At 76.9% G+C, this 12,601-nt stretch carries 10 protein-coding genes; 6 read left to right on the top strand and 4 right to left on the bottom strand.

The annotated features are described in order from the left end of the window. The first annotated feature begins 45 nt into the window (after window positions 1-45). The 6 genes from FHX74_RS13215 to FHX74_RS13190 all read left to right on the top strand — a co-directional run bounded on the left by FHX74_RS13215 (window position 46) and on the right by FHX74_RS13190 (window position 6,616). Window positions 46-804 carry a GAF and ANTAR domain-containing protein gene (locus tag FHX74_RS13215; RefSeq protein ID WP_182560650.1) on the top strand — a complete coding sequence of 253 codons (759 nt, stop codon included), beginning with the start codon at window positions 46-48 and terminating at the stop codon, window positions 802-804. 270 nt (window positions 805-1,074) lie between these two features. After that, window positions 1,075-2,340 (top strand): iron-containing redox enzyme family protein, encoded by a 1,266-nt coding sequence (locus FHX74_RS13210; RefSeq protein ID WP_182560649.1) that lies wholly within the window; start codon window positions 1,075-1,077, stop codon window positions 2,338-2,340. After that, the gene (locus FHX74_RS13205; protein WP_328823812.1) at window positions 2,337-2,609 is read left to right on the top strand and encodes a CDGSH iron-sulfur domain-containing protein; all 273 of its coding nucleotides are present in this window, start codon (window positions 2,337-2,339) and stop codon (window positions 2,607-2,609) included. Before FHX74_RS13210 ends, FHX74_RS13205 begins: the two co-directional genes overlap by 4 nt. 121 nt (window positions 2,610-2,730) lie before the next feature. Continuing rightward, window positions 2,731-4,374, top strand: a complete 1,644-nt coding sequence (locus FHX74_RS13200; RefSeq protein WP_182560648.1) for an MFS transporter — start codon at window positions 2,731-2,733, stop codon at window positions 4,372-4,374. Next, window positions 4,371-5,276: a glycosyltransferase family 2 protein gene (locus FHX74_RS13195; RefSeq protein ID WP_182560647.1), complete on the top strand. Its 906-nt coding sequence runs from the start codon at window positions 4,371-4,373 to the stop codon at window positions 5,274-5,276. Before FHX74_RS13200 ends, FHX74_RS13195 begins: the two co-directional genes overlap by 4 nt. Beyond that, entirely contained in the window at window positions 5,276-6,616 is a 1,341-nt protein-coding gene (locus FHX74_RS13190) for a glycosyltransferase (protein ID WP_182560646.1), read from the top strand. Before FHX74_RS13195 ends, FHX74_RS13190 begins: the two co-directional genes overlap by 1 nt. Window positions 6,617-6,648: 32 nt before the next feature. On the opposite strand, the gene FHX74_RS13185 is transcribed toward FHX74_RS13190, so the two are convergent. From FHX74_RS13185 to FHX74_RS13170, 4 genes are all read right to left on the bottom strand, one after another. Continuing rightward, on the bottom strand, window positions 6,649-7,731 hold the full coding sequence (locus tag FHX74_RS13185; RefSeq protein ID WP_182560645.1) for a spore photoproduct lyase family protein: 1,083 nt from the start codon (window positions 7,729-7,731) through the stop codon (window positions 6,649-6,651). Next, a complete protein-coding gene (locus FHX74_RS13180) occupies window positions 7,728-8,714 on the bottom strand; it encodes an NAD-dependent epimerase/dehydratase family protein (protein WP_182560644.1) in 987 nt (328 codons plus the stop codon). Before FHX74_RS13180 ends, FHX74_RS13185 begins: the two co-directional genes overlap by 4 nt. Window positions 8,715-8,824: 110 nt before the next feature. Beyond that, on the bottom strand, window positions 8,825-11,497 hold the full coding sequence (locus FHX74_RS13175; RefSeq protein WP_182560643.1) for an alpha/beta fold hydrolase: 2,673 nt from the start codon (window positions 11,495-11,497) through the stop codon (window positions 8,825-8,827). Next, window positions 11,494-12,513 carry a 3-oxoacyl-ACP synthase III gene (locus FHX74_RS13170; protein ID WP_182560642.1) on the bottom strand — a complete coding sequence of 340 codons (1,020 nt, stop codon included), beginning with the start codon at window positions 12,511-12,513 and terminating at the stop codon, window positions 11,494-11,496. The genes FHX74_RS13175 and FHX74_RS13170 overlap by 4 nt, the downstream gene beginning before the upstream one ends. Window positions 12,514-12,601 lie beyond the last annotated feature (88 nt).

Raw genomic sequence — 12,601 nt, 5'->3', positions numbered from 1 at the left:
CGCGACGGCGGAGACGAGCCGTCGCCGAGCGACGGGAGGTGCGGCATGAGCGGGCAGCAGCCGACGGCGGAGGCCTCGGAACGGGTGGTCTCCCTGGTGCGGCGCTATCTCGACGACGTCGCCGCACGCACCCACCGGCGGCTCGGTGACGTGGCCGGTGTGGCGGTGACCATGGCGACCCGCGGCCAGGGTCCGGTGACCGCCGGGGCGAGCACGCCGCTGGCCCGGGAGGTCGACGCCATCCAGTACGCGATCGGTCACGGACCCTGTCTGCACGCCCTGGGTGGGGGAGGCGGGGACTACGTCGCCGACCTCGCGCGGGACGACCGCTGGGGCCGCTACGGCGAGCAGGCAGCGGCGGCAGGCGCCCGGTCGTGCGTGTCGGTGCCGGTCGAGGTGGAGGGCCGGGTGCTGGCGGTGGCCAAGGTCTACAGCGGCCGGGTGGACGGACTCGACCGCGACCAGCGCCGGGTGGCCGCCGAGCTGGCCGTCGAGATCGCCGGCGGCCTCGCCCTCGCCGAGACCCTGGAGGACACCGCGCTCGAACTCGACGACCGGGCCAGCGCCATGGACACCCGGCGGTCGATCGACCTGGCCATCGGGATGCTGATGGAACGGGTCGGCTGCGACGCCGACCAGGCGTTCGCCCTGCTGCGCAGCTATTCGCAGACCCGCAACGTCAAGCTCCGCACCGTCGCCGAGGAGCTGACCGGCGCCGGCGGATCGCCGACCGTCCCGGTCGCCGACGATGTCGCGCCGGCCGAGGCACCGTTCGCGCCGCGCGGCGCCCCGCCCCGCAGCTGAGCCGTCCGCCCCGCAGCTGAGCCGTCCGCCCCGCACGCGGCCGACCGCACGCTGACCAGCGGCGATGCCCGCTCCGCGCCGCCGGGCCAGCGCCCCGCACCGAAACTGTCGGTGCTGCGTGCTTGACTCGTTGTGCGGTTCAGCAGCGTGGGGAAGCCGTCCGACTGGCCTGCCCAGGAGCGACATGTACCCACGCACCATCCGACCGCGCACCCGGTTCACCGGGGTGCGGCCACCCGCACACCCGACCCTGCGTCCCGAGGCGATCCGATGAGCTCCGAGCTCGTCGTCCTGCCCGGCCGCACCGAACGACGCCGGAACCGGCGTCCGGGCGCGCCCGGTACCGCCCGCAGCGGCCGGACGAGCCACACCTCGCCCGATCAGGGCCCTCCCGGCAGGCCACCCGCCGACCTCGAGCAGACCCCGCTGGACCGGACAGGACTGGACCGGGCCCGGCTGCGCCACGACCGGCCGGTACGGCTGCCGGCCTCGCGCGGACCGGTGTCCGAGGCGCTGCTCGAGCTGCTCGACACCGACCCGGACCACGAGACGCCCGGCCGCGCCGGTGCTCACCCGGCCGGGCCGGACCAGGACCGGCTGCAATGGAGCGGTCCCGCCGTGGCGGCCCCCACCGACGACGACCTGCAGCTCGCGCTCTGGCTCAGCTACGAGCTCGGCTACCGCGGGCTGGCGGGCGTCGACGAGGGCTGGGAGCACCATCCGGTGCTGCTGGCGGCCCGGCGCGGCTGGGAGCGGGTGCTGCTCGACGGGCTCGAGCTGCTGACCGTCGACCGACTCGGACCGGCCGATCCCGAGCCGACCGCGGAGCAGGTGGTGGCCGCCCTCGAGACGCTGGCCGGGACCGAACGCGGACCGTCGCTGTCGGGGCACCTGATGCGCCAGGCGACCGTCCGGCAGTTCTCCGAGTTCCTCGTCCACCGTTCGCTCTACCACCTCAAGGAGGCCGACCCGCACACCTGGGGGATCCCGCGGCTGTCCGGCGCCGTCAAGGCGGCGATGATCACCATCCAGCTCGACGAGTACGGGCTCGGCGAGGTCCGCGCCATGCACGCCCAGCTGTTCCGCGACCTGATGCGCGACTGGCAGCTCGACGACCGCTACGGCGGCTACGTCGACGAGGTGCCCGCGGTGACGCTGCTGGCCAGCAACGTCATCTCGTTGTTCGGGCTGCACCGGCGCTGGCGGGGGGCGCTGACCGGCCACCTGGCGTTGTTCGAGATGACCTCCTCGACGCCGAACGCGCGGTACGCCCGCGGGCACCGGCGGCTCGGCGGCGGCCCGCGCGCGGCGGCGTTCTTCGACGAGCACGTGGTGGCTGACGCCGTCCACGAGCAGATCGCGGCGCACCGGCTGGCCGGCGGGCTGGCCCGCACCGAGCCGGAGCTCGGCGCCCAGATCGTCTTCGGCGCCCGCACGGTGGCGCTGGTCGACGACCTCTTCGCCGAGCACGTGCTCGGTGCCTGGGGCACCGGGCGGTCGAGCCTGCGGCGCCGGCTGGTCGAAGGGCGGTCGTGACCGGCCCGCTGCGCCGCGGCGAGGCGTCGATCACCGTCTGCCCGGACGGGCCGCTGCTCGTCCGCGGCGCCGTCCGGCTCGAGGACGCCGAGGGCACCGAGGTCGACCACGACCGCAACGTGATCGCGCTGTGCCGGTGCGGCCGCTCGGCCCGCAAACCGCTGTGCGACGGCTCGCACCGCGGATCGCGGTTCCGCGACCCGGCGGACGCCGACGGGATCGCCGCCGCGCTCGCCCAGCCCGGCGGCCCCGCCGACGACCCGCACTGAGGGCCCGGCCCGGGCTCCCCGGAGCGACGTCCGCCGCTGGCTAGGCTCGGCTCATGTCGTCCGTCGCCGCACTCCCGGGGTCGGGCCGCGCCGTCGGCCCGGGTCCGGCCGCGTGGCGCCGGTGACCGGGACGACCGTCCGCGCGACCCCTGGGCACTCGCATCCCGGGCGTCCGCAACCCGGGCGCTCGGACCCCGCGATCGAGCACGCCGGGAGCCAAGGGACCGGCCTGACCGGACGGCCGCTGGTGGTGGTGGCGCTCGCCCTCGGCGCCGGGCTGCTGCTCACCGAGCTCGACCAGTCGGTCTTCGCGGCCGCGCTGCCCACCCTGGTCGGTGAGCTCGGCGAGCTCGGCCAGCAGCTCTGGGTCGGCACCGGGTACGTCCTCGCGGGCGTGGTGCTGATGCCGGTGCTCGGCCGGCTCGGTGACCGGCTCGGCCGGCGCCCGGTCTTCGTCGCGGCCCTGCTGGTGTTCGTGCTCGGTTCGGTGGCCGGGGCGCTCGCCCCGTCGATGCCGGTGCTGATCGCCGCCCGGCTCGTGCAGGGCGCCGGCGGCGGCGGGCTGTTCGTCCTCGTCGAGGCGATCGTCGCCGACGTCGTCCCGCCCGCGCCGCGGACGCTGGTGCTCAGCGGGATCGGTGCGGTGTTCGCGGTCGCCGCCGTCGTCGGCCCGGTGCTCGGCGGCTGGCTGACCGGCAGCGTCGGCTGGCGCTGGGCGTTCTGGATGAACGTCCCGCTCGGCCTCGCCGCGGCCGCGCTGGCCTGGCGCTGGCTGCCGTCCCGCCGCGTGGCCCTCGCCGGTCCTCCCTCGGACGGTTCGGCACCGGGCGCTTCCGACCCGGTCGGGCGGCCGCGGCTCGACCTGGCCGGCGCGGGGCTGCTGCTGGTCGCCGTGGTCGCCGGCACCCTGCTGGTGGTCTGGGGTGGTCGCGACGGCTGGACGGCGCCGACCACGCTCGGACCGGCCGGGCTGCTGGTCGTGGCGGTGGTCGCGCTGGTGCCGGTCGAGCGGCGGGCCGCCGACCCGGTGCTCCCGGGGCGGCTGTTCCGGCGTCGCGGCTACCTGGTCGCGGTGCTGGCCGGCGCGGTGCTCGCGGTCGCCATGTTCGGCGTCATCGGCTATCTGCCCACCTATCTGCAGCTGGTGCACGGGCTGAGCCCGGTCGCCTCCGGGCTCTTCCTGCTCACCCTCGTCGCCGGCATCGGCGGTGCCACCGTGCTGGCCGGCCGGGTGGTCAGCCGCACCGGCCGGGCCGCGGCGTTCCCGGTGGTCGGCGGGACGCTGGTGGCGGTCGCGCTGGCCGCCGGCACCCGCTGGCGGGTGCAGACCGACCTGGTGGTCGTCGGCGCCTGCCTGCTCGTCCTCGGCGTCGGGATCGGCTGCGCCTGGGAGGTGCTGGTGGTGCTGGCCCAGGACGCGGCCGACCGCGCCGACGTCGGCGCGGCCACCGCGGTCAACGGTTTCGTCCGCGAGCTCGGGGTGCTGGCCGGGACCGCGCTGGTCGGCCGGCTGTTCACCGCCGGGCTGGTCGACCGGCTCGGCGCCATCGGCGGCCTGCCCACCGAGCTCACCCCGGCCTCGGTCGCCGGTCTCGACCCGGAGCTCCGGGCCCGGGTGGTGGCGGCCTACCACGACGCGTTCGTGCCGACCATGACCTGGCTGCTCCCGGTGGTGCTGGCCGCGACGGTGGCGCTGCTCTGGCTGCCGCGGACCCGCCTGAGCGGACGGACCGGCCCCGGCACGGCACCGGAGGCTGCGTCGTGACCGCCCTGCTCGGCGGCCGGGAACGCCTCGAGCCCGCGCTGGTCTCGGTGGTCATCCCCGCCCGGGACGAGGCCGCCACGCTGGCGGCCACGCTGGCCTCGGTGGCCGCGCAGCGCTACGCCGGGCCGGTCGAGGTGATCGTGGTCGACAACGCCAGTGCCGACGCCACCGCGAGCATCGCCCGCGACGCGGGGGCGCGGGTGGTGGCCGAGCCGCGGCCGGGCGTGTGCCGGGCGCGGCAGACCGGCGTCGAGGCCGCTCGCGGCGCCATCGTGGTCAGCACCGACGCCGACACGGTGCACCCGCCGGACTGGCTGAGCCGGCTGGTGGCGGGGTTCGGCGACCTGCGGGGCGGGTCGCCGACCGTCGCGGTGGCCGGTCCCTGCCGTTACCTCGACCCGCCGTGGTGGGCGGCGCTGTTCCCGCCGATCGGGTTCGCCCTGGTCCGGCTGGCCGCCGCGGTCACCGGTCGGGTCAGCTACCTCACCGCCACCAACGCGGCCTTCCTGGCCAGCGCCTTCCCCGGCTACGACGTCGCGCTCGAGCAGGGCGGCGACGAGGTCGACCTGCTCCGCCGGCTGCGTCAGGCCGGCCGGGTGCGCTGGGTCGGCGGCAACGCGGTGCTCACCTCGTCGCGGCGGCTTGAGGAGGGGTTGCTGCACACCGTGCTGGTCTCCTACGGCTACTACTACCTCGGCCAACGACTGTGGCGGCGGGTGCGACCCGACCACCGGGTCCGGGCCGCGCCGACCGTCCGCGCCGCCGACGCGGTGCGCAGCGCCGGACGCCGACGCCGCTGGCGGCTGGTCGCCGCGGCCGCCCTGCTGCTCGGCGCGCACGCCGGTCTGCGTCGGCAGCGACGCTCCGGAGCGGCCGGCCGCGGCCCGACGGGGGAGCGCTGATGGCCCGGGTGCTGGTGGTGGCCACCCCGATGCTCGGCCACCTGGGGCCGCTGCTGACCATCGGACGCCGGCTGGCCGCCGACCACGAGGTCGCGGTGCTGACCGGGACGACCATGCGCCCGCTGGTCGCGCAGGCCGGGCTGCGCTTCCTGCCGCTCCCGCCGGCCGCGGTGGGCTCGGTCCGGGACCGGCCGGTCCGGCGCGGGCAACCCCGGTGGGTGGCTGCCCGGCAGGAGATCATCGACCGGTTCATCGGCCCGCTCGGCGTCCAGGCGGAGGCGCTGCACGCCGAGCTGACCGTCGGCGGCCCGGATCTCGTGCTCGCCGACACCGCCTATCTCGGCGCGCTGCCGCTGCTGCTCGGCACCCCGCGCCACGCGCGGCCGCCGGTGGTCGGCCTCTCGGTGACCCCGCTGTCGCAGGTCAGCAGCGACGCGTCACCGTTCGGCACCGGGCTGCGGCACCGCGGTGATCCGCTGGCCCGGCAGCGCAACCGGCAGGTCAACTGGCTGCTGCACCGCGGCCCGCTACGGCCCGTCCAGGTCGCGCTGCGCGAGGCGCTGGCGCCGTGGCGGCTGCCCGCCGGCGGGCTCAACTACTTCGACGCCGCGAGCCGGTTCGACGCCACCTTCCAGCTCGGGCTGCCCGAGCTGGAGTACCCGCGCCGGCGGCTCCCGGACACCGTCCGCTGCCTCGGGCCGGTGCCCGCCTTCACCCCCGAGCGCGGGCTGCCCGACTGGTGGAGCCGGTTCACCACCCTGGCTGGGCAGCACCCGGTGGTGCACGTGACGCAGGGGACCGTCGACAACGACGACCTCGACCGGTTGGTGCTGCCGACGCTGCGGGTGCTGGCCCGCCGCGAGGTCGTCACGGTGGTGAGCACCGGGGCGGTCGATGGCCGGTCACCGGTCGCGGCCGCCGCCCAACTGGCCCGGCGGCTGGGCGGGACGCTGCCGCCGCGGGTCTTCGTCACCGACTTCGTCCCCTACGACCGGCTGCTGCCGCTGACCCGGCTGATGATCACCAACGGCGGGTGGGGCGGTGTCCAGCAGGCCGCCCGGCACGGGGTCCCGCTGATCGTCGCCGGATCGACCGAGGAGAAGCCCGAGGTGGCGGCCCGGGTGGCCTGGTCCGGGCTCGGGGTCGACCTGCGCACCGGGACGCCGTCGGCGGCGCGGCTGGCCCGCGCGGTCGGCCGGGTGCTCGACGGCGACCGGACGCTCCGGGTCGCCACCGCGCTCCGGGACGCCGCCGCGGCGCGTCCGGACCCGGTGGAGGCGGTGCTCGCCGGGCTCGGCGACGTCCTCGGCAGCCCGCAGCTGGCCCCCGAGCTCTCCTGACCCGGGCCCGACACGGTCGCCTGACCGGGCGCTCAGGTCCAGTAGAGCAGCGGGACCTCCGGGAACCGGGCGGCGAGCTCGGCGGTGAACCAGCCGCGGAGCCCGGCCATCACCTCGCGCGGGTAGACGTACTTGATCCCGCCGAACTTCGACCGCTTCGCGGTCCGGTCACGGGCCTCCATCTCGAGCTTGGTCCGCGGGTACCAGGACAGCAGCACGTCGCGGCTGCCGGGGGTGAACCGGTGGGTGATGATCTCGGCGGTCAGGTCGAGCCCGGGGACGCCCTCCACCGCGGCACCGACGTCGTCGAGCAGCGCCCCGTACGCCTGCTGCCAGTCGGGCACCGGCATCACCGGGGCGATGGTCAGACCGACCGGGTAGCCGGCCAGCGCGAGCCGCCGGAGCGCGGCCAGCCGCCCGGCGACCGGGGCGGTGCCGCCGTCGAAGCGCTCGGCCACCGGGGCCGCGTTGACGCTGAACCGGGCCCGGGTGCGGCCGCCGTGGTCGAGGCCGACCAGGTCGCTGACGTCGTCGTACTTGGTCGTGAACCGCAGCTGCACGTCGTTGCCCCAGGCGCCCGACCCGGCCCGGGCGACGGCCGTGGCCAGCGACCCGGTGAGCGGCTCGATCCCCAGCGGGTCGGTGTAGCAGGACAGCTCGAAGGTGGTGCCCTCATGAGCCCGGGTCGGGCTGGCGCTGGTCACCGTGCCCTGACCCAGCTTCGCCGGGATCTCGCCGAGCACCTCGTCGAGGTTGGCGTAGGCCCGGGTGACCGGCGGCCCGGTCAGCGAACCGGCCAGGTAGCAGTACTGGCAGTGAGCCGGGCAGCCCCGGGCCAGGTCGATCCGCCAGTCCGCGCTGGGCGGGATCGGCTGCGGTCGGCGGGCGCTCGGCGGCGCGACCACGACGGCCAGCGTCGACTTGGCCCGGGCGTAGGTCTCCCGGTCGGTGTCGCCGCGGAGCCCGGTCAGCCGGTCACCGGGCAGCAGCACGATCTCCGGCACCCCGGCCGCCTCGCAGCGTCGGAGGATCTCGGTGGCGTGCGGCTGCTCGGCCGCGGACCGGGTGACCAGCACCCGGCGCGGCGACCAGTGCCGCGGCCGGTGGTCGCTCACGACGCGGCCGCGAGCCGGCGGAAGCCCTCGTCGAGCCCGACCCGCGGCGTCCACCCGAGCAGCCGGCGGGTCTCGCGCTGGTCGAACCAGTGCGCGGTGCTGAGCTGCTCGACCAGGAACCGGGTCAGCGGCGGCTGGCCGTGGTCGTCCGAGCCGCCCGCACGGTGCCGCAGCGCCCACCCGCGTTCGACCAGCGACCCGGCCAGCCGGGCCGGCGGGACCGGCACCCGGCGGGTGGGTGCCGGCACGCCGTGCGCGGCGCAGATCGCGGCGATCAGCTCGGCGATCGGGCGGGGCTCGCCGTTGCTGACCACCAGGGCCAGGCCGTGGACGCCGTCGGGCGCGGTGACGTCGAGGGCGCGGACGAGCGCGTCGACCGCGTTCTCGAGCACGGTGGTGTCGACCAGCGCCGCCCCGGTGCCGATCACCGGCAGCCGGCCGGTCCGGGCCCGCAGCACGATCCGGGCGATCAGCTGCTCGTCGCCCGGGCCCCAGACCAGGTGCGGCCGGACGGCGGTGACGGCCAGCGCCGCGGAGTCGGCGGCCAGCGCGACCTGCTCGGCGAGCGCCTTGGAGCGGGCGTAGCCGCCGCGGACGTGGTCCGGGTCGGCGGGGGTCGCCCCGACCCCGACCAGCGACCGGCCGGCGTGCGCGACCGAGGGCGAGGAGACGTGCACCAGCCGACGGACGCCCGCGGCCCGGGCCGCCCCGACCACCAGCGAGGTCCCGGCGACGTTGGTCGCCACGAAGTCGTCCCACGCGCCGACCACGTCGACCTTCGCCGCCAGGTGGACGACCGCGTCCTGCCCGGCCACCGCCGACCCGACCGCCGCCGGGTCGGTGACGCTGCCGCGCACCTCGCTCACCCCGGTGATCCCGCTCGGCCGCCGCTGGAGGACGGTGACCCGGTCGCCCCGGTCACGGAGGGCGCGGGCGACGCCGCCACCGAGCAGACCGCTCGCCCCGGTCACCAGCACCCTCATCGTCGCGCCCTCGTCCTGTCGTCCTGTCCAGATCCTGTCGCTGCGGTCGGCCCCGGACCGAATACCCGGCCGGACGGGGTCTGACACCGTCGGCCGCCGGGTCGGGCGGGCTACCAGTCGAGCCGGGCGGAACCGCCGGCCAGCACCCGGTCGGCCCAGCGGGCCACCGCCGCCCGGTCGATCTTGGCCCGGTGCCGGACGTCGAGCGGCAGCCGGTCGACGACCAGCACGGCCGCGGGGACGCTCGGACCCGCCGCACGGGCGGCCCCGCGGACCGCCGTGGCGAGCGCGGGCGGCGCGAGCACGCCGCGCCGGGGCGGGTCGTCGGTGACGCGGACCACCGCGACCAGCTGCTGGGTGCCGGCCGGCCCGACCCCGACCACCGCCGCCTGCGCCACGCCGTCGAGCCGCTCGAGGGCCTGCTCGAGCCCGACCGGGGTGACCGGCCCGTCGGCGGTGGTGATCACGTGGGCCAGCCGGCCCTCGACCCAGAGCCGGCCGTCGGCGTCGAGGTGGCCGACGTCGCCGGTGCGGTGCCAGCCGGGCGGCTGCGCGGTGGCCGACTCCACCACCCACAGCCGGTCGTAGCGGCTCTTGCGGTGCGGCCCGCTGACCACGATCTCGCCGGTCACTTCCGGTTCGCCGGTCAGGTCGGCCTCGGTCAGGTCTGCTCCCGCCGCCGGTCGGCCGTCGGGGCCGAGCGGGGCGATCCGCACCCGGACCCTGGGCTGCGGGCGGCCGACCAGCACCCCGCGCCCGGGCCCGGCGGCCCAGATCTCCTCGGCGGTGACGTCGGTGACCGGGAGCATCTCGGTCATCCCGTAGGGCGCGTGCAGCTCGGCGTCGGGCAGCAGTGCGTGGACGCGGTGGAGCAGCGCGGCGCCGACCGGGGCGCCGGCGCTGAACACCCGGCGGAGGCCGGCCAGGGCGGCGCGACGTCCGGGGTCGAGCCGGTCGGCGGTGTCGACGACGGTGGTCAGCGCCGCCGGCGAGGCGAAGAGGACGGTGGCCCCGACCGCGGCGACGGCGTCGGCCAGCGCGGTGGCGGTCAGGGTGGACGGCCGGGTCGGGTCCATCGCCGGGACCACCACCGGCAGCCCGAGCGCGGGGCCGTAGAGCAGGAACGGGGCGAACGCGGCCACCAGCCGGTCCTGCGGTCTCCCGTCGTCCCCGGGTGGGGCGAGCAGGCCGGCGACCGCGTCGAGCTGGGCCTGCAGCCGCGACTCGCTGTAGACGACGCCCTTGGGGGCACCGGTGGCGCCGGAGGTGAAGAGCACGGCGGCCTCGGCCAGCGGTGCGTCCGCCCGCCCGTCGACGCCGGGGTCGAGCGCTTCCGTCGCGGCCGGCCGGTCGAGCAGCCGGTCCAGGCGGAGCCGACGGCCGGGGACCCGGAGCGCGCGGGCGGCAAGCAGCGTGGACCGGGTGCCGAGCACGGCGTCCGGGGCAGCCGACCGCAGCGCCGCGGAGAGCGCGCCGGCCCCGAGGTTGGCGTCGGTGACCACGACGGTGGCGCCGACCCGCCAGCAGCCGAAGACCGCGGTGGCGAGGTCGACCCCGGCGGGCACCAGCAGCGCGACCCGGGCGCCCGGGCCCACCCCGGCGGCGCGCAGTCCGGTGGCCAGCCGGTCGACCCGGTCGGCGAGCGCGTCGGTGCCCAGCGTCGTCCGGCCGCCGCGCGGGTGCACCACCACCAGCGCGTCGTCCCCTCCTGGACGGTCCGTGCGTCCGCCGGCGGGGACGGCTCCGGTGCGGACCGGCAGGGTGTAAAGCGGCGGGCGGTGCGGCGGGCGGTGTGGTGGGCGATGTGGTGATCCGGGGGGATCGGCGGGCCGCCGGTCGTCGTCGGTGGCTGCGAGCGAGCCGGGGCCGGTGACCCGGCGGAGCCACCGCCAGACCTGCTCGGCCAGGTCGGGGACGTCCTCGACGACCAGGTGCGAGGCGTCCGGGTAGCGGTGCAGCTCGGCCTGCGGGAGCCGGCGACGGAGGTCCGCCAGGTGGTAGGCGGTGAACACCGGGTCGCGGGCCCCCCACAGCAGCAGCGCGGGCACGTCGAGCCGGGTCAGCCCGTCGGCGACCGCGTCGAGGACCGGCCGGCTCGGGTGGTCGGGCTCGAGCGGGATGTCGGCGACGAAGTCGGTGACCGCGCTCCGGCGCGCGGCGCTGCGGTAGGGCGCGGCGAGGCCACGGCGCACCTCGCGGGGCAGACCCGACGAGAACGGGCCGGGCCGGGACAGCGCCGTCGCCCCGCGGACGAAGACCGGGGTGGTGCGGGTGACCAGCCCGAGCAGCGCCGAGGACCAGGCCAGCCGGATCAAGCCCGGTGCCGGCCGGTCGGGCTGGTGGACTGCGGTGTTGGTGATCACGAGCCCGAGCAGCCGGTCGGCCTCGCCGCGGTCGGCGAGCCGGCTGGCCCAGCCGAGGCCGACCGGACCGCCCCAGTCGTGCACCGCGAGCGCGACCGGACCAGTGACGCCGACGGCGGCGAGCACGCGGTCGAGGTCGTCGATCCGCCGACCGAGGGTCCGCGGCGCGGTCCGGTCGGAGTAGCCCATCCCGAGCTGGTCGACCGCGACCACCCGCCACCCGTCCGGGGCTGCGGCCAGCACCCGCCGCCACAGATAGCTCCAGGTCGGGTTGCCGTGGACGCAGACCAGCGTCGGCGTGTCCGGGTGCCCGGCGTCGGGGTGCGTGTCGAGCAGGTGCCACCGGCGTCCGTCCTCGGTGCGGACGAACCGGCTCCAGCGCCGCACCTCGGCGGGCAGGCCGGGGGCGGGGCGGGTCACCAGGTGAGTTCGACGAAGCTGGCGTTCAGCCCCGAGCCGATGCCCAGCAGCACCACCTGGTCGCCCGAGTGCAGGGCGTCGGCCTCCCGGGCCAGGGTGAAGGGGACCGACACCGGTCCCATGTTGCCGAAGCTGGGCAGGCTCAGCGGGAAGCGGTCGCGGTCGACCCCGATCCCGCGGGCGACCTCGCGGACGTGTGCGACCGACGTCTGGTGGGCGACGAACCGCGACGCGTCGGCCCAGGAGAACTCGGGCTTGGCGTCCTCCCACAGCCCGACGGCGAGCGCCACCCCGGCCTTGGACAGGGCGCGGATGTCGGTCCGCATCTGCTGCAGGTCGCCGACGCACAGGTCGTGGTGCTCGGTGGCCGCCTTGGTGACGCCACCGACCACCCGGTGGCCCTCGGGCCGGTCGTCGGCCGGGCCCAGCACGATCGCCGCCGCTCCCGAGCCCAGCGTCAGGGTGGCGAAGTGCTCGCGGATGTCCGCCGCGGTCGCGTCGTCGCCGGCCAGCCGTTCGAGGGTGCGTTCCTGGGTCTGCCGCGAGCCCTCGCCGGCCACGATCAGCGCGTACTGCAGCTGCCCGGAGTCGATCATGGTCCCGGCCAGGTGGATGGCGGTCAGGAAGCCGAGGCAGGCGTTGACCACGTCGAAGCTGATGGCGTGCGGGCGGAGTCCGAGCTGGTGGTGGATCGCGACCGCGGTCGACGGTTCGAGGTGCGAGCGCGACACCGAGGTGTTGATCAAGATCCCGACCTGGTCGGCGTGCACCCCGGCCTCGGCCAGCGCCTTGGCGCCGGCCATCGCGGCCGCGTCGGCGAACGAGACGTCGGTCGGCCACCAGCGCCGCTCGTGCACCCCGGCCAGCTTCTGCAGCAGACCAGGCCGCAGCCGGGTCCGCCGGTACGTCGGCGCCAGCCGGTCGTCGATCTCGGCGGAGGTCAGCACGAGAGGTGCCTCGACGGCGCTGATGGACAGCACGGCGGTGTTCCGGAGCCGGAAGGTGGCGCTGGTCATCTCGTCCTCTCGGGCCGCGCTGCGACCTGCCTGGTGCTGGGTGCAGCCTCCACCGTAGGGCCTCGGGCAATGCGGGCGGGCGGCCAGC

The organism is Microlunatus kandeliicorticis (genome assembly GCF_014137855.1).
GTDB lineage: Bacteria > Actinomycetota > Actinomycetes > Propionibacteriales > Propionibacteriaceae > Microlunatus > Microlunatus kandeliicorticis.
Note: the sequence above shows the minus strand (reverse complement) of the source record. Positions and strands in the feature narration are given on the sequence as shown.